The organism is Agromyces sp. NPDC057679 (assembly GCF_042799635.1).
In the GTDB taxonomy this organism is placed as follows: Bacteria; Actinomycetota; Actinomycetes; order Actinomycetales; family Microbacteriaceae; genus Agromyces.
In genome coordinates this window covers 750,982-774,031 of record NZ_JBHVIK010000001.1, presented here as the reverse complement: position 1 = coordinate 774,031, position 23,050 = coordinate 750,982, and the positions used below count along the sequence as shown (strand labels likewise).

Annotated in this window: 18 protein-coding genes; 7 read left to right on the top strand and 11 right to left on the bottom strand. The window is 69.6% G+C overall.

The window, feature by feature from the left end:
- Both ACFVAJ_RS03425 and ACFVAJ_RS03420 read right to left on the bottom strand, forming a co-directional pair.
- Positions 1-873, bottom strand: a complete 873-nt coding sequence (locus ACFVAJ_RS03425) for an alpha/beta fold hydrolase (RefSeq protein WP_376941394.1) — start codon at positions 871-873, stop codon at positions 1-3.
- Positions 870-2,072, bottom strand: a complete 1,203-nt coding sequence (locus ACFVAJ_RS03420) for a M24 family metallopeptidase (protein WP_376941393.1) — start codon at positions 2,070-2,072, stop codon at positions 870-872. The genes ACFVAJ_RS03425 and ACFVAJ_RS03420 overlap by 4 nt, the downstream gene beginning before the upstream one ends.
- Before the next feature lie 162 nt (positions 2,073-2,234).
- Between ACFVAJ_RS03420 and ACFVAJ_RS03415 the strand changes: the two genes are divergently transcribed.
- The 4 genes from ACFVAJ_RS03415 (at position 2,235) to ACFVAJ_RS03400 (ending at position 6,947) form a co-directional block, all read left to right on the top strand.
- Positions 2,235-3,719, top strand: coding sequence for a peptide MFS transporter (locus ACFVAJ_RS03415; protein ID WP_376941392.1), 1,485 nt, complete (start codon positions 2,235-2,237; stop codon positions 3,717-3,719).
- Complete coding sequence (locus ACFVAJ_RS03410; protein ID WP_376941391.1) at positions 3,719-4,966, top strand: amidohydrolase family protein; 1,248 nt, start codon at positions 3,719-3,721, stop codon at positions 4,964-4,966. The genes ACFVAJ_RS03415 and ACFVAJ_RS03410 overlap by 1 nt, the downstream gene beginning before the upstream one ends.
- A 65-nt stretch (positions 4,967-5,031) precedes the next feature.
- Positions 5,032-6,228, top strand: a complete 1,197-nt coding sequence (locus ACFVAJ_RS03405) for a PucR family transcriptional regulator (RefSeq protein ID WP_376941390.1) — start codon at positions 5,032-5,034, stop codon at positions 6,226-6,228.
- Positions 6,229-6,281: 53 nt separating this feature from the next.
- Positions 6,282-6,947, top strand: a complete 666-nt coding sequence (locus ACFVAJ_RS03400; protein WP_376941389.1) for a hypothetical protein — start codon at positions 6,282-6,284, stop codon at positions 6,945-6,947.
- A gap of 15 nt (positions 6,948-6,962) precedes the next feature.
- Here the strand turns inward: ACFVAJ_RS03400 and ACFVAJ_RS03395 are convergent, their stop codons facing one another.
- Positions 6,963-7,358, bottom strand: coding sequence for a hypothetical protein (locus ACFVAJ_RS03395; RefSeq protein ID WP_376941388.1), 396 nt, complete (start codon positions 7,356-7,358; stop codon positions 6,963-6,965).
- 604 nt (positions 7,359-7,962) lie between these two features.
- Here ACFVAJ_RS03395 and ACFVAJ_RS03390 point away from each other — a divergent pair.
- Both ACFVAJ_RS03390 and ACFVAJ_RS03385 read left to right on the top strand, forming a co-directional pair.
- Positions 7,963-11,865 carry an NACHT domain-containing protein gene (locus ACFVAJ_RS03390; protein ID WP_376941387.1) on the top strand — a complete coding sequence of 1,301 codons (3,903 nt, stop codon included), beginning with the start codon at positions 7,963-7,965 and terminating at the stop codon, positions 11,863-11,865.
- A 219-nt stretch (positions 11,866-12,084) separates the two neighbouring features.
- Entirely contained in the window at positions 12,085-14,649 is a 2,565-nt protein-coding gene (locus ACFVAJ_RS03385) for an ATP-dependent Clp protease ATP-binding subunit (protein ID WP_376941386.1), read from the top strand.
- Between the two features lie 166 nt (positions 14,650-14,815).
- On the opposite strand, the gene ACFVAJ_RS03380 is transcribed toward ACFVAJ_RS03385, so the two are convergent.
- The 4 genes from ACFVAJ_RS03380 to ACFVAJ_RS03365 all read right to left on the bottom strand — a co-directional run bounded on the left by ACFVAJ_RS03380 (position 14,816) and on the right by ACFVAJ_RS03365 (position 17,944).
- Positions 14,816-15,181 carry a hypothetical protein gene (locus tag ACFVAJ_RS03380; protein ID WP_376941385.1) on the bottom strand — a complete coding sequence of 122 codons (366 nt, stop codon included), beginning with the start codon at positions 15,179-15,181 and terminating at the stop codon, positions 14,816-14,818.
- Positions 15,182-15,243: 62 nt separating this feature from the next.
- Positions 15,244-16,071 (bottom strand): hypothetical protein, encoded by an 828-nt coding sequence (locus ACFVAJ_RS03375; protein ID WP_376941384.1) that lies wholly within the window; start codon positions 16,069-16,071, stop codon positions 15,244-15,246.
- Between the two features lie 63 nt (positions 16,072-16,134).
- Positions 16,135-17,535 (bottom strand): NAD(P)-binding protein, encoded by a 1,401-nt coding sequence (locus tag ACFVAJ_RS03370; RefSeq protein WP_376941383.1) that lies wholly within the window; start codon positions 17,533-17,535, stop codon positions 16,135-16,137.
- A gap of 13 nt (positions 17,536-17,548) precedes the next feature.
- Positions 17,549-17,944, bottom strand: coding sequence for a YybH family protein (locus tag ACFVAJ_RS03365; RefSeq protein ID WP_376941382.1), 396 nt, complete (start codon positions 17,942-17,944; stop codon positions 17,549-17,551).
- Positions 17,945-18,074: 130 nt separating this feature from the next.
- Here ACFVAJ_RS03365 and ACFVAJ_RS03360 point away from each other — a divergent pair, with 130 nt between their 5' ends.
- Complete coding sequence (locus tag ACFVAJ_RS03360; protein WP_376941381.1) at positions 18,075-18,902, top strand: inositol monophosphatase family protein; 828 nt, start codon at positions 18,075-18,077, stop codon at positions 18,900-18,902.
- A gap of 48 nt (positions 18,903-18,950) precedes the next feature.
- Here ACFVAJ_RS03360 and ACFVAJ_RS03355 read toward each other — a convergent pair whose 3' ends face one another.
- The 4 genes from ACFVAJ_RS03355 to ACFVAJ_RS03340 all read right to left on the bottom strand — a co-directional run bounded on the left by ACFVAJ_RS03355 (position 18,951) and on the right by ACFVAJ_RS03340 (position 23,047).
- Positions 18,951-19,538 carry a LysE family translocator gene (locus ACFVAJ_RS03355; RefSeq protein WP_376941380.1) on the bottom strand — a complete coding sequence of 196 codons (588 nt, stop codon included), beginning with the start codon at positions 19,536-19,538 and terminating at the stop codon, positions 18,951-18,953.
- A 97-nt stretch (positions 19,539-19,635) separates the two neighbouring features.
- Positions 19,636-20,538 carry an ROK family protein gene (locus ACFVAJ_RS03350; RefSeq protein ID WP_376941379.1) on the bottom strand — a complete coding sequence of 301 codons (903 nt, stop codon included), beginning with the start codon at positions 20,536-20,538 and terminating at the stop codon, positions 19,636-19,638.
- Positions 20,535-21,344 carry a copper homeostasis protein CutC gene (locus tag ACFVAJ_RS03345; RefSeq protein WP_376941378.1) on the bottom strand — a complete coding sequence of 270 codons (810 nt, stop codon included), beginning with the start codon at positions 21,342-21,344 and terminating at the stop codon, positions 20,535-20,537. Before ACFVAJ_RS03345 ends, ACFVAJ_RS03350 begins: the two co-directional genes overlap by 4 nt.
- Complete coding sequence (locus ACFVAJ_RS03340; protein WP_376942466.1) at positions 21,341-23,047, bottom strand: ABC transporter ATP-binding protein; 1,707 nt, start codon at positions 23,045-23,047, stop codon at positions 21,341-21,343. Before ACFVAJ_RS03340 ends, ACFVAJ_RS03345 begins: the two co-directional genes overlap by 4 nt.
- Between the last annotated feature and the right edge of the window lie 3 nt (positions 23,048-23,050).

Here is a 23,050-nt window from a genome sequence, read left to right as displayed (position 1 = left end):
TCACACGGCGACCACGGCCCCGCACCACCGCAGCAGCTCGACCTCGTGGTCGCGCATCCAGTGTCCGCCGTCGGGCACGACCTGCAGCTCCGCATGCGGCAGGAGTTCGAGCCACGCCCGCCCGTGCGAGGCGGGAACGAGCACGTCGGCGTCGCCGTAGACGAGGCGGGTCGCCGCCCGCAGGTGGCTCGGATCGAACGCCCACGCCCGTGCGAACAGCGCGAGGTCGTCGTCGACCCAGCCGTCGATGCCGTGCGCGCTCCACTCGGTCGCCTCGACGGACTCCTCGTGCTGCACCTCGGGCCGTCCGAGCACCTCGAGGTCGCTCGCGGGCAGCCGTTCGAACCACTCGTCGAGCGCCTCGGCGCCGTCGCCGAGCGAGCGCAGGTGCTCGCGCAGTGCGGCGTCGCCGCGCCGCGCTGCCGCGATCTCGGCGACCGTCTCCGCCACCATCTCTGTCGCACCGTCGAACCCGAACCCCGCCGGCCCCAGCCCCACATCCACGCAGAGCGCAGTCACCCGCTCCGGCAGCAGCGCCGCCGTCGCAACCGCGTGCGGCCCACCGCCCGAGGTGCCGATCACCGCGAAGCGGTCGGTACCGTACGCATCGGCGATGAGCCGGCTCCACTCCGCGGCATCCGCGACGGTGCGCCCGGGTGCCGACGGCGAGCCGCCGTAGCCGGGGCGGTCGTACGAGCACAGCCGCACGCCGGCAGTCGCAGGCCCCGTCCATCCGCCGGGCACGGCGATCGAGCTGCTCGGCGTGCCGTGGTGGAAGACGACGAGCGGCCCATCGGGGTCGCCCCACTCGCGCACGCGGATCGACCCGGCGGCGGTGGGCAGGTCGAACTGCCGCGTCCACGGGGCGTTCACGCGAACTCCAGCACGTCGCGCGGCAATGATGACAAGAACCGCGGGCCGGATGCCTCGAACACGACGGTGTCGACGAGGATCAGCGACGTCCACGACTCGAAGTTCGTGACGAGCCCGGCTTCGATCACGTCGTCGCGCTCGTCGTCCATCGCCCACGCGAACTCGCCGACCCAGTCACCGGGGGCGACCGAGAGGCCGAGCTCGTACCCGCCGACGCCGCCCTCGGCACCCGGCGACACCCCGGCCTCGACGAAGTACCGGCGCAGCTCAGTGAGCAGCGCCCGCCAGGATGCCCCGACCGCGCCGTGCTCGGCGACCACCTCGTACGCCCCTGCGGCGATGGCGATCTGCCGACTGCTCTCGTCGGAGACGGGCCCGAACATCAGGGGCCGGGTCGCACGGGCGTGGTACCCGTCGACGGCCGACGCCATGTCGGGGTGCACGACCGGCCCCGAGCCGAGTCGCGTGTGCCCGCTCAGCCGGTGCAGCGCCGAGACCGACGATCCGGCCGCGACGGTCTCGTGCAGCACGGCGGGCTCGCCGCCCGCCCGCACCATGCCGAGCGAGTACAGCGCCCAGGCCTCGAGCTCGGTCGTGTCGGGGGTGGCCTCGGCGGCGATCGCGCGGATGCCGGCGTCGCACGCCGCCTGGGCGAGTTCGATCTTCGCGAGCTCGGCCGGGCTCTTCAGGCGCCGGATGCCGCGGAACGGCAGGGTGACGTCGACCACGTGGCATCCGAGGCCCTCGAGCATCGCGTCGACGACGTCGGCGACCGCGGGGCTCGGGATGCAGCTCCACCGCTCGAGGCCGACGCGGCCGCCCGCCCACGGGCGGAGCTGCGCGGCGAGGAACGACACGTAGTCGTCGAGCGAGGCCTCGTGCGTCTCGCTCGAGGTCGGCAGGGTGCGGATGTCGTTGAGCACCGTCGAGGTGCGGGCGAGCTCCTCGTGGTAGCCGGCGTCGATGATGAAGGGATGCCCCTTCTCGACGTGCACGACGATGCACTGCGCCGGCGGCATCGAGGTCGAGGTGTGCTGGCGGTACCACCGGCTGCGATAGCCGGTCAGCCAGGCCATCGTGTCGGGCGCGGTGATGATCGCGAAGTCGACGTCGGCGTCGGCCATGGCGCGGCGCATGCGGCGGAGCCGATCGTCGTACTCTGCACGGGTGAAGGGGAGGTCGGTGGCGTCATTGGTCACCCGACCATCGTGACCGCGCGGCGGCGGTGGCGCCTGCGACATCCGTCGCAGATCGTGGCGGGAACTTCAACGGATGTCGAAACCGTCGCTCATCACGATCGGATTGACTCTCGGCAACCCCTGATGCCGCCCCCGCGGCCTGATGCTCCAATGGAGGCGCAAATGACCGTCAGCAGCCCGCCGACAGCCCCACCGACGCAGCGAACGTTCTTCGGACTGCCGCGCACCATGTACCCGGTCGCCGGCTTCGCCGCGTTCGACGCGCTGGCCTTCTACGGCATGCAGACGATCCTCGTCTACTACGTGTACTTCGCGGTCTCAGAGGGCGGCCTCGCACTCTCGACCGACGTGGCGATCGCGATCGTGTCGACCTACAGCGCCGCGACGTTCCTCGCGACGATCTTCATGGGCTGGCTGGCCGACAACGTGCTCGGCGCCGGCCGCGGCCTGCGCTGGGGCGCGGTGCTCGCGCTCGCCGGATACCTCGTGCTCGCCGCCGTGCCCGGCGAGGTCGGTCTCGCGACCGGGCTCATCGCCATCGCCTTCGGCGCGGCATCCATGTGGGTCAGCGAGGGCGCCGTGCTCGGCGGCACGCTGAACGCGCACGAGTCGAAGCGCGAGTCGGGCTTCACCGTCTACTACCTCGGCAGCGCGGGCGGCGCCCTCGTCGGCATCACCCTCACGGGCGTGCTGCAGTCGGAGGTCGGATTCCGCCTCGGGTTCCTCGCCTCGGCGGTCGCGATCCTCATCGGCCTGCTCGTCTACCTGCCCTTCCGCCGATCGACCGAAGCGACCGCGCCCGTCGTGCACGGCCACGGCGTGAAGGGCTGGGCGCTCGCCTGGCCGATCCTCGCCGTCGCCCTCGGGGTCGCGGCGATCATCGGCACGGTCGCGGCCGGGTCGAACCCGTCGACGATCGTCGGACTCGGCGCGCTCGTGCTGGCCGCCGCCATGTTCGTGAAGCTGTTCACCCGGCGCGACCTCGACCGCGAGCACAAGCGGCGGGTGCTGCACTACCTGCCGTTCTTCGGTGCGACCGCCGTGTTCGCGATGCTCTACCAGCAGCTCTACACGACGGTCGCGATCCACTCCGAGGCGAGCACCGACCGCGTCGTCTTCGGCGTCGAGCTGCCGCCGTCGACCGTGCTCGGCATCGCGCCGCTCTGCACGATCATCGTCGCGCCGATCCTCGCGACACTCTGGGGCGCGCTCGGTGACCGCCAGCCGTCGCTCGCCGTCAAGTTCGCCGTCGCATTCGGCGGCTGCGCGATCGCGATGGGATGGCTCGCCGCCGCCTCGGGCACGGGCGAGCTGACGCCGATCATCGTGCTCGTCGTCATCGTGTTCGTGTTCGGCGCCTCGGACGTGGTGGTGTCGCCGTCGGGCCTGTCGCTCGCGAGCGCGGTCGCGCCGGCCGGCTTCGAGACGCGCATGCTCTCGCTGCACTACCTGGGCGCCGCGATCGGCATTGCCGCGGCGGGCGTCGCGGGTGAGGGCTTCTCGCCGGGTGAGAACGAGACCGCCTACTTCGCCGCCTTCGCCGTGGTCGGGGCGGTCGTGGCGGTGGCCATGATCTTCGTGCGGTTCGCGTTCGGCAAGCGGCTGATCGCGACGGATGGCACGAACGACGGCGTGGAGGTGCTGTGATGACCACCGCGACCACCGCAGCGACTCGCCCCCGCGTCATCCGTGCCGGCGCCGTCGCCGACGTGCTCACCGGCGAGGTGCTCGCCGATCACGCGATCGTGCTCGACGGCGAGCGCATCGCCGCCGTCGCGCCCTGGTCGGCCTCACGCCACGGCAGCGGCGACGACGTGCTCGACCTGCGCGACCACCTCGTCGCGCCCGGCCTCATCGACCTGCACACACACCTCGTCGGCGAGCTCGAACGCGGCAGCTACAGCCCGTACCTCACCGGTTCGCCCGCCCGCGATGCCCTGCTCGGCGTCCGCAACGCGCGCGCCACGCTGCGCGCCGGGTTCACGACGGTGCGCGACGTCGGCAGCTTCCGCGCCTTCGTCGACTGCGACCTGCGCGACGCCATCGACGCCGGCATCTGCGAGGGCCCGCGCATGGTGTGCGCCGGCGCCTATGTGACGTGCTCGTCGGGCGGCGGCGAGATCACCGACCTCGCGGTCGACATCGAGCTGCCGCGGTCGTTCCGGTTCGGTGTGGCCGACTCGGTCGACGAGGTGCGGTCGGCGGTGCGGCGCATCGCGCATCGCGGCGCCGACGTGATCAAGGTCATCGCGACCGGCGCCGTCTACGCCGCGGGCACCGTGCCCGGCGCGCCCGAGTACACCGAGGCCGAGCTGCGGGCCTGCGTCGACGAGGCCGCGCTCTACGGGCTCTACGTCGCCGCGCACGCGCACGGCGAAGAGGGTGCGCTCCGGGCCATCCGTGCGGGCGCCCGCACCATCGAGCACGGCACCATGCTCGGGGAGGCCGCCATGTCGGCCATGCTCGAGCACGGCACCTACTACGTGCCGACCACGTACCTGCTGCAGTGGGACGATGCGCACGGCGATCTCGACGGGTACCCGGCGGGCGTGAGGGAGAAGACCGCGCTCGTGGGCGAGTCGGCCCGTGCGTCAGTTCGGCTCGCGATCGAGGCGGGCGTGCGCATCGCGTACGGTACCGACGCGATCGTCTTCCCGCACGGGCTCAACGCCGGGCAGCTGCCCGAGTTCGTCGAGTTCGGCATGACGCCGATGCGGGCGCTGCAGTCCGCGACATCCGTGGCGGCCGACTGCCTCGGGCGGTCTGCGGATGTCGGTGCCCTCGCGCCCGGCCGCTTCGCCGACCTCATCGCCGTGCGCGGCGCGCATCTCGACGACGTGCGCCGCTTCACCGAGGTCGCGGCCGTGGTGAAGGGCGGAGCGCTCGTCGTGTGACGGCGGCGGGCGACGCGCGCGGCATAGGATCGGAGGCGTCCCGCCGGCCAGGTAGCGGAGGCCCGATGTTCGACACCGTGCAGGAGACCGTCGATCGGCTCGCGATGGCGCTGAACCGTTCGGTGGTGCTCGAAGACGCCGAGTTCGTGCTGCTCGCGAGCAGTGCCCACTACGACGACCTCGACGCGGCCCGGCTGCAGACCCTGACCGCGCGGCGCCCGAGCGACGCGCTCACCGCCGAGCTGCGCGCCCGCCGCCTGCACGCGCAGCTCGTGCCGCGCGTGCTCGAGGCCGACCCCGCGTTCGGCCTCGAACATGCGCGCCTCGCGATCACCCTGCGGTCGCGGTACGGCGTGCTCGGGTTCCTCTGGATCACGCTCGTGCGCCCGCTCACGCCGAGCGAGGCATCCGTCATCGCCGAGACCGTCGAGACCCTGCGTTCGCTGCTCGTCAACGTCTCGCAGTCGATCGAGGCGGTGAACGCCGAGGTCGAGTCGGAGATGCTCGGGCTGCTCACCCCCGACGAGCCGAGCCGTCGCAACGCGGCGAGCGAACTCGTCGACCTCGGCATGTACACGCGCTCGCGCCGCTTCGTGGCGCTCTGCCTCTCGCTCGGCGCCGAGTGGGCGCCGTGGGGCGGACCGCCGCCGCGCGAGGTGATCTCGCGCGTGCTGCTGCGCGCGATCACGACGCCGATGATCGACGCCTACAGCTTCGTGCCGAGCACGCCCGACACGTTCATCCTCATCGGGTTCCGCAACGAGCCGACCCCCGAGGCGATCGACAGCATGGTCGCGGCGATGGTTCGAGAAGCGGATGCCGCGGACGTGCATGAGCCGCTCGACGCGGTCGTCGGCATCGGTGCGCCGGTCGACGGCCTCGCGGACGCCTGGGAGTCATACGAGCAGGCGCTCGTGGCGGTGCGGGTGGCGCGCTCGCGGGGGAGGAGGTCGGCGTCGTGGACGGCCGACCCGATTGCCGCCTCCGTCGCGACGCTGCTCGCGGAGGAGCCGCCGCCGCACCTGCTGCCAGAGCCGCTGCGCCGCCTCGCCGCTGCGTCGCCCGAGACCCTCGAGCTCTTCGAGGTGTACGTCGCCCACGGCGAGCGCATCACCGAGGTGGCCGAGCAGCTCGGCGTGCACCGCGCGACCGTGCACTACAGGCTGAAGCGGGCCGCCGCGTCGATCGGCATCGACATCGACGCTGACGACGCGCGGTTCGTGATCGGGGCGTGGCTGCGGCAGCGGTGGTTGCGGGGGTGAGTGTCGGGGCGGGCGCGTGCCGGGCGGGACCCGCCCGGCAGTAGTGTGATCGCGTGGCACCCGACCCGAAGCTCGACGCTGCTGTCAGAGATATCGATGCGTATGCGCGGAGTCTGCATGGCGGTCTGTGGTGGGCTACCTGGGTGAGCGTCGGCGTGGTTGGCGTCGCTGCGGCTGGCGCCGGATTCTCTGCGGGGGAGAGCGGTGTCGCTCTGGGCCTGACGGGCATCCTCGCGGTGATCGTGGCGCTGGTACTCACGTGGTTCGAGTCGCAGCAAGCGGCACGGATTCGTACGGCGAAGCAGGTCGCCCCTGCTGCGGCCGTGATGCCGTTCGTTGTGACGGCTCGCCTGGCCCATCAACTCGATAGCGCAGGCAAGGCGGTCGGGCGCCGCGCACCGTACGTTCCGTATCCCGGCTATGGTCTCCTCGTCGTCGACAGCACTGGTGTTCGCGTCTTCTCCGGTTGGGCGTTCGCAACTGAGGTGGCCATTCCCAGCACGGCCATCGAGGACGTCGCGCTCGGCACGATCGAGTATTCGTTCGGCGTGGCCCAGTCGGTCGACCTGTTGATGGAATGCGCAACTGGACCGGTCCGCGTGTCGTTCCAACCGATGAGAGTGCCAACCCGATTCTTCGGCGTTGAGCGGCCGGAGATCATCGCGGGATACGTTGAAGCCCTGCGGACGGCGTCACGCAGGCGCGATCCAGTCGGCTGAGGTCCCGACCGCTCCCTACATCATCGATTGCAGCAGCTGCGTGGCCTTCTGGTTGTCGCTCGTCGCGAGCACGACCCGGTTTCGGGATGCCACGTAGACGAGCGAGATGTTGATGCCCGCCTCGGCGAGGGCGCGAGCCATCCCACCGAACACACCTGGCGTGTCGAGGTCGGGGTCAGGCAGCGCGGGGCTGACGATGACGTCGGTCTCGGCGTCGACCGTGATGTCGGCGCCCTCGAGTGCCGCCCTGGCGCCCGCGACGTCGTCGATGAGGATGTGGACGGCACCCCGACCGCCCTCCATGATCGCGCAGAGGCCCTCGATGTTGACGCCCGCATTGCCGAGCGCCTCGCCGAGTCGAGCCCCCTCGCCGGGCTGATCCTCGAGGGTGACCAAGAGATCCTTCGCCATGATGGCACCTCCTTCTCGGGCTGCCTCAGGTCTACGCCGGTGGGCGGGGTGCGTCAACGGCTCATCGGGTTGCTGCCCCTGGCGACGTGCGGACATCCCGAACATCGGGGGGCCTTGGGGCGAGGGCGAGCCCCGGAGGTGATCGCGCTCGTGGCTGCGCGCAGGGTGGCCTCAAGTGCGCTGACCGGTAACTGCCCGAGTACGTCAGCGCTCGCGCCGGTGCATAGTGCCATGTCGGGCTGAGGAGTGGTCAGGTGTGGCATACGTTGTGTCGATGTTGAGAGCGGCGGTGTCGAACCGACGTAGTGCGAGCTGATCCGCTTGTAGCGACCGATGTTGACTGATCGCCGGGCCTTCGATTGGGCGGCGTTCGAAGGACTTGGCAGGGAATGCTGCACGACTCGCCTATTGCACTCTCGGCCGCCCACGATTCCGACAGCGGCTTCTCGCAGTTGGCCCGCCGTGGATTCATGGAGTTGAAGCGCCCCATTTTGTGTCGCCTTAGGCAGAAGCCAGGCCGGTTGTTGGTCTTGCGGCTAGCGTCGAGTGCCCCACCATCTGTGCGTTGCGAGTATTCCGTTGCTGGATCGAGCATGATGTGGATGTGGACTACGACCTCAGCACGCTTGGACCCGCCAACTTCGAGCATTTGACGCAAGCACTTGTGGCTGGCGTCGTTAACTCCTCACTTAGCGTGTTTGGCGTTGGCCCCGACGGTGGCCGCGAAGCCACTTGGTCAGGGCCGACCGCATTGTCGGGGACAGAGTTGGACGGGCTCGGGGTCCTGCAGGCGAAGTATCGGCTCCACGAAAAGGAGCCGATCGACAATTTGCGCTGGCTGAAGAAGCAGATCTCGGCGGAAATTAAGCGGTGGGCACAGCCGACCTCCAAGCGAAAGGCGATTCCTCGGTTTCTTCTGTTCGCCACCAATGTGCGGCTGTCTCCGCGCGACGGGGGCGGCAAGGAACTAATCGAGGAGTTCGCGCTCAATCAAATCCGGAAGCGCAAGCTGCCCATTGAGGTCGTAAAGACGTGGGAGTACGACGAAATCCGGACGTATCTAGACGGTGCCGATGCAGTTCGTCGCCGGTATCAAGCTTTCATTACGCCTGGGGATGTCGTCGCGTCGCTTCTCGATCAACGTGATTCCCGTGAACAGGCACTTGCGGAGGCACTCAGTCTCTCCCTGGCGCGGGCACTGGGTGATGACGACGCACTGAACCTAACTCAGGCCGGTACGGTGAGCGATCAGAGGGTGAGTGTTACTACGACCTTCGTTGATCTACCTGCAGTGGATCGCAGCGCTTGGCATGGTCAGATCGTTCGAAGCGGCGACGAGGGTTTTCAGATCGCGAAGACTCTGCTCAGGGAGTTTGGCCGATCGAATCCACTTGCTGGGGGGACGGATGAGAGCAAGCCACCGCTCAGAAAAGTAGTGCTCGTGGGAGGGCCAGGGCAGGGCAAAAGTACCATCACCCAATGGCTTGCACAGGTCTATAGGGCCGAGTTCCTAAGAGAGTCTCCCGTTGTTCGGAATCCGGAACTTGCAGCAATCGTGGCATCGATTGAGCGGCGCCTAGCGGAGATCGGCCTCGACAGGCCACGCTCACGACCATGGCCATTTCGAGTCATTCTTACCGCTCTCGCGGATTATCTCTCGGAAAACCCCGAACGTACCCTCCTCGACTTCATCGCGGCCTCCGTTAGCCGGCGGTCGTCCGTAATCGTTGATGGATCTGACATGCGGGGCTGGCTCAGGAAGTATCCCTGGGTCTTGTTTGTGGACGGGCTAGACGAGGTCCCAGCCTCGAGCAATCGGGCTGAAGTACTCGAGTGCCTCGCGGATTTCTATCTTGAGGCTGAGATGCTCGGTGCTGACCTAATCACGATGGCGACGACTCGCCCCCAGGGATACAGCGCTGAGTTCTCGCCGAAGGTATTTCGGCACTTCGAACTCGTGCCGTTGGATGTAGATCAAGCGCTCGCGTATGCAGCTGGCCTTGTTGCTGTGCGAACGGGCGTCGGGACGCAGCAGTCAGAAAAGACGATGGAGCGTTTGGAGCGCGCGAGTCGCGAAGATTTCACAGCAAGACTCTTCCAGTCGCCGCTCCAGGTGACCATCTTGACGGTTCTCTTGGAGAAGATCGGCAAGGCCCCGCGCGACCGTTGGAGGCTATTCTCGGCCTACTACTCAGTGATCTCGCAGCGCGAACAGGAGAAGGGAGGGCCACTGGCAGAACTGCTTCAGACGTATGAGACGGACGTGTCGCAACTGCATCGGAGTATCGGCCACCTGTTGCAGAAGCGCGGGGCGGGCCCCGGCGATACGTCTTCATATCTCACAGCACCTGAGTTCGAGGGTCTGATCGCGGATCACTTCGAGTCACAGGGGCACTCCGAGCAGGAGGTCGAGAGATTGAGAGACGATTTTGCGACGCTCGTGACTGATCGCCTCGTATTCTTGACACGTCTGAACGCTGAGCGGATCGGATTCGAGCTTCGGAGTCTTCAGGAGTTCATGGCTGGCGAGTACATCGTGAATCTCCCCGAGAGTAAAGTCATCTCCGCTATCGAAGAGATCGCTCGCAGCGCATACTGGAGAAACGTCACCCTCTTTGCGATCGGTTGCATTTTCGCGACGCGGGCGCACTTGCGGTCCGACGTCTCCATCCTCTGCGCAGACTTGAATCGCCATAGCCACGTTTTCAAGGTCACCAAGCCTGGGTCATATCTGGCGCTGGATGTTCTGCATGACGGAGCGGCCGCGTCCCAGCCGATGCACGCTCGCACACTCGCCGCAACTGTGGCCGAGCTCATCGACGGGCCGTTCGAGTCGGATCTTGCCAGAGTTGGCGACCTTGGTGACAACGAGTCGACCCGAGTGTTGCTCGATCGCGCGGCGTCGGCGAGTCCAGCGGGAACGTCGACGTGGCTCAATCGTGCGATGGTGTTGAACGCACTAGATGCGGTCAATGAGCTTGAGTCCATCGCGAATCACAGCCCGGCCCGAGCGAAGCGGCCGCTGGGAGCACTCACCATGATCGAACCCTCTTTGGGCCGGAGCTCGACGATTGCAGGTTTCTCTCGTTCATGCGACCCGCTGTCGGGCCAAGCGATGGGGCACCTGCCGATGAGAGTCGCCCTCCAGGACGATCTCAACTCCGAGAATGGCCTTCCGTGGGCCCTCGCTCTTCCTGTGCTAGCTGGATTTGCCGTAAGGCGCAATGTATCAATATCCGTGCAGCTTGATTCGGGCTCGACCGTCAGGCTCGGGCAGTTCATGGGTGTACGCCAGGACGACACCGTCTGGCGGTCGCTCACGTCCGTCGAACCCCAAACCCCGGAGCTGGGCTCGGTGCGAGCGCTCTCGCGGTTTGTGGTTTCGCCGACGCGTGACACGCTCGCCGCAGCACTCGATGCCCTTTCTGAAGCGGACTGGTACCAGAACATCTCAATCAGCGGGGTCCCATGGGTTGTCCACGCGTGTTTGAACGATGCAGCCATCCTGGCGCGGCGGCAGGAGCATACGAGGGGCGAGCGTCTGCAGCAGCTCGCGAGGTATGCGAGACGTGGACTGCTGGGAGACCAGGCCGACTGGCTGGAAGCAGAGGAGCGTTTCAGTAGTCCGCTTTCCGTGCACGAGCTTGGGGAAGACCTTGTTGAAGACCCGGAGGTCCCGGACTGGGGACTCCCTATCTCAAGCTCGATCGGCCGCAGGGGCATAGTCCTCCCGGCATCGCTGCTACTCGGGCGATATCGCCCGCAGCCCGACACGGCCTCACTGAAGGACCTGCTTGCGAACGTACGCGTTGCATTTGACTCCGCCAAGACTGTTAATTCGAGGGCGCAGCTGTGGCGCCTCGCCGCGACCATTCCGACATCGATCGATGAAATGCGTGCGGGTGAGCGGGTGATTGATTTCGATGTCGATTGGCTGCTGTCAGACGAGGCCGCGGTGTGGGCATACTCGGCGCCGCTCGATTGGATTGGATGTCTGTCGGATGGCGTGGATCTCGGCGCGTTTGCGGTCACCGTGGGGCGAAATCCGCAGCTGCCTTATGGTCATGACAGCGAAATTGCAGCGCGACTGCTCGAGGCTGGCAGTCCTATCGAGTATTGGCCTAGTCTGCGCGTAGCGCTTCGACTGGATCCTTCTATGCTTGCCACGCTCGATGGTGGATTTCCCTCGGGCCGTTCTGTTCAGGCCGACGATCCTTTGGCCCGCCAACTGGAATCCCTGCGAACCGTGATGAGCACAAGCCTGGATGACATCGGTAGCGGTGAGGTGGACAGCCAGCTGCTAGACATTTGCACTCCCAGCGAAAACTCGATTGGCCCGGAATGGCTTTCCACTGCGGCTGGTTCTTTGGCACTCGACCGTTGTCTGGCGATACTCGCGCGCGCGGCCGTGATAACTATGGACGATCACCCGTTCGCGTCAGAAATGTACATGTCGACGGCGCAGTCCGAAGAGTTGCATCGCGAGTTCGGGGTATCCCTCCGCTGACCCGTTCGGATGCCCTCGCTCAGGTTTTGGGTCTCCAGCGCTCATTGGGACAAGCCTGTGTTTCGTCTCGGGGTCGAGGATCGCATTCGGGTGGAAATGGTGCAAGACACAGACAGCCACCTGCTAAGGCCGTCAATGGACGTCACTGATGAGGGAATACGGCTGCGCTCCCCGCGTTGAACTTGAGCGAACCACACTCAACTTCAACCAGGAGGCCAGGTGCCCAACGACTTCAACGAGGCCGGCGCAAGCTCGTTCGACGAGTTCCTTGCCCGATACCTCGCGGGTGAGCAGGCGCGACAGGCGCGGTCGATCGACCTCAGCCGGTTCCTTACCGCGCGCACCCAGAGCATTCTTCAGCAGGCCGGGCGCTTCGCCCTCGAGCGCGGACAGACCGAGCTCGACGCCCTGCACATCCTGCGCGTGATCGTCGAGGACGAGAGCGTGCAGCAGGCGATCCGACGCGTCGGGGCGAGCCCCGAGCGCATCATCACGGCGACCGAGGCGCGGTTGCCTGCGGCATCCGATGTTGCCGACATCAATGCGGCGACGATCACGCCGTCGGCCTCCCGCGCGCTGTTCCACAGCTACCAGGTGGCGCGCTCGAGCGGGTCGACGTACATCGATCCTGAGCACCTGTTCTTCGCGCTCGTGCTCGGGCAGGATGCGCCTGCTGGGCAGGTGCTGGCTCGGGCTGGGGTTACTGCTGAAGCCCTCACCCAGGGGATGCGTGAGCACGACGCGGAGACCGGTTTCGAGACGCGTCCGACTTCGTCGGGCGCTCCTCAACCGGCGGAAGCCGAGAGCGACACCCCGATGCTCGACAAGTTCGGCATGGACCTCACCGAGCGGGCCGCGAACGGCGAGCTCGACCCCGTGATCGGCCGGGCCGACGAGATCGAGCAGACGATCGAGATCCTGTCGCGCCGCACGAAGAACAACCCCGTGCTCGTCGGTGAGGCGGGCGTCGGCAAGACGGCGATCGTCGAGGGCCTCGCCCGCGCGATCGTCGAGGAGAACGTGCCCGAGGCCCTGCTCGGCAAGCGTGTCATCGCGCTCGACCTGCCCGGCATGCTCGCCGGTACCCGCTACCGCGGCGACTTCGAGGAGCGCCTCACGAAGACGATGGAGGAGATCGCCGCCAACAAGGGCGACCTCATCGTCTTCATCGACGAGGTGCACACCGTCGTCGGCGCCGGTGGCGCAGGCGAGGGCGGCATGGACGCCGGCAACATCCTGAAGCCGCGCCTCGCGCGGGGCGAGCTGCACCTCGTCGGCGCGACCACGCTCAACGAGTACCGCAAGATCGAGAAGGACCCGGCGCTCGAGCGTCGCTTCCAGCCGGTGCGCGTGGGCGAGCCGTCGATCGAGGACGCCGTGCTCATCCTGCAGGGCCTGAAGCCCGCGTACGAGCAGCACCACGGCGTCGAGTACACGGATGCTGCGATCCGCGCCGCCGTCGAGCTCAGCGACCGCTACCTCAGCGACCGTGTGCTGCCCGACAAGGCGATCGACCTCATCGACCAGGCCGGCGCGCGCCTGCGGCTGCGCCTCGGCGTGAAGGTGGATGTCTCCGCGATGCAGTCGCGACTCGGCGAGCTCGAGGCGGAGAAGAACGCCGCCGTGCGCACCGAGCACTACGAGGAGGCGTCGCGCCTGCGCGACGAGATCTCGAAGGTGCAGGCGAAGCTCGACGAGGTCACCGAGCAGGGGCGCGCCGCGGCATCCGATGCCGCCGTCATCGACGAGGCCGAGATCGCCGCGGTGATCTCGCGGGCCACCGGCATCCCGGTGAACCGCCTCACCGAGACCGAGCGCGAGCGCCTCGCCGACCTCGAGGGCGAGCTGCACCAGCGCGTCATCGGGCAGGACGACGCGGTCACCGCCGTCGCCAAGGCCGTGCGTCGCAACCGCACCGGCATGGGCGACTCGCGTCGGCCGGTCGGCTCTTTCCTGTTCCTCGGGCCGACGGGTGTCGGCAAGACCGAACTCGCGAAGGCCCTCGCCGACCGCCTGTTCGACGACGAGACCGCCGTGATCCGCTTCGACATGAGCGAGTTCGGTGAGCGGCACACCGTATCGCGACTCGTCGGCGCCCCTCCCGGATACGTCGGGTACGACGAGGCCGGACAGCTCACCGAGCGCGTGCGGCGCAACCCGTACTCGATCGTGCTGTTCGACGAGATCGAGAAGGCGCACCCCGACGTGTTCAACCTGCTGCTGCAGGTGCTCGACGACGGACGCCTCACCGACGGCCAGGGCCGCACGGTCGACTTCCGCAACACGGTCGTCGTGATGACCTCGAACCTCGGCAGCGAGTTCCTCGCGTCGCGGTCGGGTGCGCTCGGCTTCGTCGCCGGCGCGGATGCCTCGGGCTTCAGCTCGGCCGACGACGTGCGCCAGCGCGTTATGGGCAAGGTGCGCGAGGCCATGCGCCCCGAGTTCCTGAATCGCATCGACGAGATCGTGCTGTTCCAGAAGCTCGACCAGCCGCAGCTCGCGTCGATCGTGAAGCTGATGCTGGGTGCGACCGCGCGTCGCCTCGCGTCGCGCGAGGTCGGCTTCGAGGCCACGGATGCCGCGGTCGCGCTGCTCGCCGAACGGGGCTACGAGCCCGAGTACGGTGCGCGGCCCTTGCGCCGGGTCATCCAGCGCGAGATCGACGACCGCATCAGCGACCTGTTCGTCTCCGGCGCCCTCGGCGACGGGGGAGCGGTGCACGTCGACGCCCGCGACGGCGAGTTCGTCGTGGCGGCGGCGGGTGTGGTGCCGCTGCCGGCGTAGTCCCTCGACTGGGGTGGCGGGGGCGCGCCCGCGCCGTCTCGAAACCCGTCACCGAACGCCCGGCCCTCATTCCAGAGGGCCGGGCGTTCGTCGTACCGGTGGCGGAAGATCGGGCGTCGTGAATCGCCCCGCCGAAACCTCCACCTCGCGACCTCTCGGCGGGCGGTCACATCGCAGCGAAATCGATTCCGATCAGCACGAGGTAGATGACGGCCTGGACTGCTGCGGCGACGCCGAGCGCGAGACCCGCGCCGGCGCGCGCCCGCGCTGTCGTTTGTCTCAGCGCAGATCGGCCGGTGACGATCGCGACGACACCGAGCACGGCGGACGCGATGCAGAGGAACATCGGGAGCGTGACGTAGGCGAAGATGCCCGACGAGGGCCCCGGCGGCAACCAGTCGACCAGCGGCACCCAGTAGATGAGCGGGTTCGCCAAGAAGTAGACGGCCGCGGCGAGGATCCCGGTCGTCAAGGGCGCCGTCGCGCGGGACGCGGCTGGCTCGGTTCTCGAATCCTCGGTCTCGGTGTCCATGAGCACATTGTTGCCCCGTCAACCTCACGCGACGCGGAAGGCGACGGCCCCCATTTCGGGCGTCAGTGCGGAGACTGCAGCTGGTCGGGCGGCAGCAGCGCGGTGCCCGGGCTGCAGCCGAGCTCGCCCGGCTCGAGCAGGATCGCCGGGGCGTGCACGACCTCGACGCCTGCGGCGGTGCGCTTCACGAGGAGGCAGTCGTGACCCTGGCCCATCGCGAAGCCGATCTCGCCGTCGGCGACGACCGCAGCCGGTTCGAACGGCACCTCGTACTCGCCCGTGGGCGGTGGCATCCGTTCGATCACCTCGGCGACGATCGACTCGGCGGTCGCATCGGGTGGTGCCGCGGTGAGCACCTCGACCGCGATGGCCTCGGTGCCGTCAGGCACCACATACACGGGGTCGGTGTCGACGGGTGGTTCGATCTGCTGCGCGTCGGCCGGGCAGTCGAGGTCGTGGGCGACGGCGGTGTCGCTCGCCGTGGGGTCGGGCACCACGCCGTACATGTCGAACTCCGACCAGAAGCACGCGATGTGATCGTCGGTGCCGTACCCCTCGCTCGGCACGACCACGCGGAACTGCAACCGGCCGATCGGCTCGTCCTCGCCGGCATCGGCGTAGGCCTCGTACCCGATGAGGACCGGCCAGCTGTACTGGCTGAGCGCCTCGTCGGCCGTTCGGGCGTAGTGCTCGATCGTGGTGAACGTGCCCTCGCCGTACAGGCCGCGAGCCACGTCGGCCACCTCGCCGCGGGCGAACGCATGCGCGTCGGCGTCGATCGCCGCGGGAATCAGCGCGCACCCCGACAGAACCGTGACCGCGGCGGCCACGGCGAGCACGAACCCCGCCCCCCGGCGACGTTCGGGCGGTAGGGCCCCGAGACGACGCATGCTTCGAGTATCGGCTCGTGGCCACCAGGAGGCAACGGTGCAGGCCCTGAGCCGTTCGCGAGCTCAGCCCGATCCCGCCCCGGCCCAGCCGCCGCTCAACTCCGCGAGGCGAGCCGCCCCCGGCCCCGAGTGGGCCTTCACCCGATCGAGGATGCCGTCGAGCTGAGCCGAGCGCGGGGCATCCCGTGAGATGCGCGCCGGATTGATCGCGACCGTCGACGCCCACGAGGAGATGTCGCGCTCCGTACCGAACGACCCCGCGTTGCGGGTGCCGACGGCCGTCATCCGCGCCCACGACGCCATCGAGTCGGGATAAGGCGACGGCGGGCAGAGCCGGTTCTTCACGTCGTCGTCGGAACGCGTGGCCTCGACGTAGCCGGCGATCGCCGCCCCGAAGCAGGGGAAGCCTGCCCGGATCGGCTGGAGCGTCATCGCGCCGGGCGACCAGACCGGCACGAGCGGGCGGTAGATGAGGCCCTCGCCGGCGCAGTGCACGATGAGTGCATCGGAAGGGATCGTGATCGAGCCGTCGTCGAAGTGGATGCTTCCGCGTTCCACGCGGCGGATGTGCCCGAGGCGCACGACGTGCTCGATCGTGCGCAGCAGCTCGAGCTCCCACAGCGCGAGCGTGGGAGCCTTCGCCATCGTGGGCGTCACCGAACGGTCGACCCGCAGCATGATGCCCGCGTCCTCCATCCGCAGGAACAGGTCTTCGAGCGAGCTCGACGCCTCTGCGGCCTCCATCATGTCGGCGACGAATCCGAGGAACACCTCGGGCACGGGCTGCACGACGGCGCGGTTCAGCATCCAGGGGTCGCGGGGCCGCACCCAGGTGATCGCGTCGGGGGCGACGCCGCGCGCCAGCAGCCAGATGCACGCGTCGGTCGCGGTCTTGCCCGAGCCCACGACCACGTACCGGCTCGGCGGCTCGTCGAGGTGCGCGAGTTCGTTGACCGGCACGACCCGGGCGCCGTCGCCGACCTCGAACGGCGGCGGCACCTCGGCCGGCACCCGTGGTGCGAGGTAGTGCGCGTCGACGACCCGGCAGCGCTCGGGCACCGTGAACCGTTCGCCCGACACCCGCGAGGCGAAGGTGTGATCGCCGAGGTGCTCGCAGCCGGCGAAGAACTCGACTCGCCCCGACTCGAGCAGGCGCTCCGCGAGGATCCGCTCGTAGTACGCGCAGATCTCCGACTTCGTCGCCCGCTCCTGGAGCCCCGTCTCGGGCCCGCGATGCTGCACGCGGCCGCCGCCCAGCAGGGTCGACGCGACGCCGTAGAGGGCCGAGGCCTGGTGCAGGCGCACGAACGGATACGCCTCGAGCCAGTGCCCGCCGACGCCGTGGCGCCGGTCGACGAGCGCCACCCGTACGTCTGGGGCGTGGTCGATGAGGGCGTCGACGAAGGCCATCCCCATGGCGCCGGCGCCGACCACGAGGTAGTCGGCCTCGACCGGGGTGGTCACGAGAGCTCCCCGGCTACCCGACCTTGTCGGCGTGCCGGTGCACGACCCGCCAGCCGTCGCCGTCGCGTCGATAGACCTGCGTGGCCCGCAGCGTGAAGCTGCGCGGCTCGCCGTCGATCGACGCCGCGACGCGTTCGTAGCCGACGGTGTACGCCATCTTGCCGAGCACCTCGAACGAGATCAGGTCGAACTCGTAGTCGGCGCAGTTCGAGAAGCTCGTCGAGAGCTCGTCGAACGCCTCGATGAGCTCGGCGTGGTTCGAGACGTTGCGCCAGGCACCGAGCACGGTCACCGGCTCCTCCTCGGCCCAGATCGCCCGGCGCGGACCGGCGTCGCCGTCGAACATCGCGCGCTCCGCCCGCACGAAGTCGCGCTGCAACCAAATCAAGAAATCCTCGCGATCGGTCATGCTCTCAGGATCCTCCCGTCGGCCGCTGCGCACAATGACCCGAGCTGGATGCCACGCCCGCGACTCCCGCAGTGATGCGGCAGTCGTGCCGTCCCACGACCCGGTGTGCGCGCACTGCTATCGTCGGCGCGTGACGCTCAGCGATGTCGACGTGGCGATCGCCGCCGCCCAGGCCGGCGCCGAGGTCGTGGCGCGCGGCTACGGCGCCGCGCACGCGCGCATCGCGAAGTCGGCGACCGATTTCGCCACGCAGGTCGACCTCGATGCCGAGCAGGCGATCCTCCGCGTGCTCGACGAGCATCGGCCGGCCGACGCACGCATCGGCGAGGAGTCGGGCGCCTCGGGCGGCGCGCTCACCGCGCGCCGCTGGTTCGTCGACCCGCTCTGCGGCACCCTGAACTACGCCGCCACGACGCCGCTCGCCGCCGTGAACGTCGCCCTTCGCGACGGCGACACCGACCTCGCCTCGGCCGTCGCCGACCCCATCGCCGCCGAGCTGTTCTGGACCGATGGCCGCCGTGCGTTCCGCCGTGCGGGTGGAGCCGACGAGCTCCTCGCGCCCACCGCCCGCTCGCGCCTCGTCGAGGTCAACTGCGACGGGCCGATCGATCGACCGTTCGTCGGCGCTCAGCTCGTCGCCGATCGACGACTGCGGGCGGCCTACGGCCCACGAGTCATCTCGTCGACGCTGGGCGTGGCCTGGGTCGCGGCCGGCCGGCGGGCGGCCTACCTCTCCGACGGCCGACTGCACGACAACCTGCACTTCGCCGCAGGGATCGCGCTCGCCGAGGCATCCGGCTGCGTGGTCACCGATCTCGACGGCGAGCCGCTACGCGGTGGCCGCGGCCTGGTCATCTCGGCCGATGCACCGACGCACGAGCGGATGCTCGAACTCGTCGCGCCGCACCTTGCGGACGTTCGGGCGGCCGACGGCGCCGCCGTCGACGGCGCCGCGTAGCCGGCGACCCGCGCGACCCGAACGCAGTTCGACGACGCTCGGCGGCCGTCAGGCGGCGGGCTGTCGTTCGACGGCGAGCTTGACGGCGAAGCCGGCCAGCACCGTGCCCGACACCCAGCGCTGCACCCGCATCGCGAGCGGCCGTGCGCGGAGGAACCCGGCGAGCCGGCCGGCGCTCACGACGACCAGGCCGTTCACGGTGACGCCCACGACGATCTGCACGGCGCCGAGCACCAGGAACTGCGACCACACCGGCTGCGAGGCGTCGATGAACTGCGGCAGGATCGCGGCGTAGAGCAGTGCGATCTTGGGGTTGAGCAGGTTCGTGACGAGGCCCATCCCGAAGAGCCGGGCGGGTCGGATCGGAGCGACCTCGGCCGGGTCGAACGCCGAGCGGCCGCCGGGTCGCAGCATCTGCCAGGCGAGATAGCCGAGGTAGACCGCGCCGGCGATCTTCACCACGAGGAACGCCGCCGGCACGGCCGCGAACAGCGCCGCGAGGCCGAACGCGGCCGCCGCGAGGTAGACCACGAAGCCGACCGCCGTGCCCGACAGCGCGACGAGCCCGGCGCGGGTGCCCTGGCTGATCGACCGCGCCGCCAGGTGCACCATGTTCGGCCCGGGCGTCAGTGCCATCCCCAACTCGACGAGTGCCACACCCAGTACCGCCGCCCAGCTCACCAGCATGCGTCTCCCAACGTCGACGACCATCGTATGGGCGTGCGTCGCCGCCTCAGGCCGCGAGCGTGCGCGCCTCCGCGGCGGCGCCGACCGACCCCGCCCAGCGCCCGAGCCGGGCGGGCACGATCGGCGGCACCCGGTGGAACGTCGCGAGCTCGTCGACGTACGACGCCGCGAGCGTGACGAGCCGGTGCGGTTCGCTCGCGAGCCCGCCGCCCACGACGACGACGCCCGGGTCGACGAGCGCGAGCAGCGTCAGGATCGCGTCGGCGAGGTGACGGGCCGCGGCCTGCACGATCGCCACGGCGCGAGGGTCGCCCTCGTCATACGCGGCGAGCAGCTCGCGCGCGGAGCCCTCGCCGCCCGCGGCGTTCCAGACGCGCCGCAGCGCGGGGGCGCCGATCACGGTCTCGAGGCAGCCCTGCTGTCCGCACGAGCACGGCAGCCCGCCCGGCTCGATCACGACGTGCCCGAGCTCGCCGGCCGAGCCGTTCGCGCCGTCGACGATCGCGCCGTCGACGATGTGCGAGCCGGCGATGCCGGTGCCGAGCGCGAGCGTGAACACGTCGTGCGCGGCGGCGCCCGCGCCCCAGCGCGCCTCGGCGACGGCGGCGGCCCGCCCGTCGTTGAGGATCATGACCGGCACGTCGAGCATCTCGGTGAGCTCGGGGCCGAGGGGGCGGCCGTCGAGCTGGGGTACGTTCGTCGAGCGGATCACGGTGCCCGTCGCCTCGTCGACCAGACCCGGGATGGCGACCGCGACCGCGACGAGGCGATACCCCGCCGCCACGGTGCGCGCGAGCTCGGCGAGCGAGGCGGGCAGGTCAGCAGCGGGCGCCGGAGCCACGCCCTCGGCGAGGGCGTCGGGCATTCCGTCGCCCGGGTCGGCCGAGGCCAGCCGGTACTTCACGCTCGAGCCCCCGACATCGAGACCGAGCACTGCAGCCTGCGTCATCGAGTGACACCGCCGACGGTCGCAGCCGACACGGATGCCTCGGGGTCGGCCACTTCGGCGACCGCCCGACGCGCGGCGTCCGCGATCGCGAACGCGACCTCGCTGTCGACGACCTCGTAGTCGCCGACCCCCTCGGAGGCGGAGCCCATGCTCACACCCGAACGATCGGAGACCGTGCGCTTGGCCGAGAAGTGCAGCTCGCGCACCCCGGTCTCGAGGATCGCCGGAACGGTCGTCGCCGTCACCCCGCCACCGGCCACGACGGCGATGCGGCCGTCGGCGCGGTCGACGAAGTCGCGCAGCATCGCCCGGCCGTCGAAGGCCGTCGGCGCGGCGCCCGACGTCAGCACCCGGTCGAGGCCGAGCTCGATGAGCGTGTCGAACGCCTCGAGCGGGTCGGCGCTGACGTCGATCGCCCGGTGCGCGGCGACGCCCGCGTCACCCGCGGCATCCCGCAGGCGGCGCATCTCGTCGACCGCGAGGCGGCCCGACGCGTCGAGGCATCCGATGACGACGCCGTCGGCGCCGGCCGCGACCGCGGCGCGGATGTCGCCGGCCATCACCGCGACCTCGTCGGCCGTGTAGTGGAACCCGCCGCCGCGCGGACGGATCAGCACGTGCACGCCGACGGAACCGCCGAGCTCGCGCGCGGCGGCGACGGCGGCCTCGACCGTCGCGATCGACGGCGTGAGCCCGCCGAGCGCGAGGGCCTGGCAGAGCTCGACGCGTGCGGCACCGAACGATGCCGCGACACGAACGGCCGCGGCATCCTGGGCGATCAACTCGAGTGCGACCCCGCCCGTCATGCGGCGCTCCGCGCGCCGAGGCGGGCGAGACGCCGCTCGCGCTGGGCCACCGGGTCGGGCACCGGCACCGAGGCCAGCAGTCGCTGCGAGTACGGGTCCTGCGGGCGCAGCAGCACGTCCTCCGTGGCGCCGATCTCGACGATCCGGCCGGCGTTCATGACCGCGACGCGGTGCGAGAACTCGTGCACCACCGCCAGGTCGTGGCTGATGAACAGGCACGCGAAGTCCATGCGCTGCTGCAGCTCGCGCAGCACCTTCAGCACGGCCGCCTGCACCGAGACGTCGAGCGCCGAGGTCGGCTCGTCGGCGATGATCAGTTCGGGCTCGAGCGCGATCGCGCGGGCGAGCCCGATGCGCTGGCGCTGCCCGCCCGAGAGCTCGTGCGGGAACCGGCCGGCGTACGCCGCAGGCAGCTCGACGGCGTCGAGCAGCTCGCGCACGCGGGCAGCCCGGTCGCGGCCCGACATCGGTCGCACGGCGCGGTGCACGATGAGCGGCTCTGCGATGGCCTCACCGACCGTGGTGCGCGGGTCGAGGCTCGAACCCGGGTCCTGGAAGATCGCCCCGACCCGGCCGCGCAGCCGGCGCTCGGCGCGGCCGCGCAGGCCGCCCCGTCCGAGCTTCTCGCCGAACAGGCGCATCTCGCCGCCCGAGGTCGGCGCGAGCCCGAGCGCGACCTTGCCGAGGGTCGACTTGCCCGAGCCCGACTCGCCGACGAGGCCGAGGATCTCGCCCGCCGCGATGTCGACGCTCACCGCGTCGAGCGCGGTGAAGCTCGTGCCGCCCTTGCGGTAGGTGACGCTCGACTCGCGGAGCGAGAGCACCGGGGTCGCCGTCGCGGCCGGCGAGGGCAGGCCCGCGGGCGGCACGGCCTCGACGGCCTCCGGGAGGCGCGGCACCGCCTCGAGCAGTCGCTTCGTGTAGTCGGCGGTCGGCGCGCCGAGCACCTGCTCGGTGCTGCCGTCCTCGACCATCTCGCCGCGGAACATCACGGCGACGCGGTCGGCGATGTCGGCGACGACGCCCATGTTGTGCGTCACGAGGAGGAACGCGGTGCCGCTCTCGCGGGCCAGCTCGCGGATGAGATCGAGGATCTCGGCCTGCACGGTGACGTCGAGGGCGGTGGTCGGCTCGTCGGCGATGATGAGCTTCGGCTCGCAGGCGAGGGCGATCGCGATGACGACGCGCTGGCGCTGGCCGCCCGACATCTCGTGGGCGTAGCCCCGGGCCCGGCGGGCCGGGTCGGGGATGCCGACGCGGCCGAGCAGCTCGATCGCACGCTGCGCCGCCTCCTGCTTGGTGCAGGCGCCGTGGTTCAGCAGCGCCTCGGCGATCTGGTCACCGATGCGCATCGAGGGGTTGAGGGCGGTCATCGGCTCCTGGAAGACCATCGAGATCTCCTTGCCGCGGACACCGTTCATCTGCGCCTCGGTGAGCGTGGTGAGCTCGCGCCCGTCCATCACGATCGACCCGGTGCGGGTCGCCGACGACGGCAGCAGCGAGAGCACGGCGACCGCGGTCACCGACTTGCCCGAGCCCGACTCGCCGACGAGGGCGAGCACCTCGCCGCGATGGATGTCGAGGTCGATGCCCTTGACGGCGTGGACCGGGCCGTCGTCGGTGCGGAACGTCACCGCGAGGTCGCGGATGGACAGCATCGGGGTCTCGGCCGGGGCCTCGGCCACGGCGTCGGTCTCGATCATGGT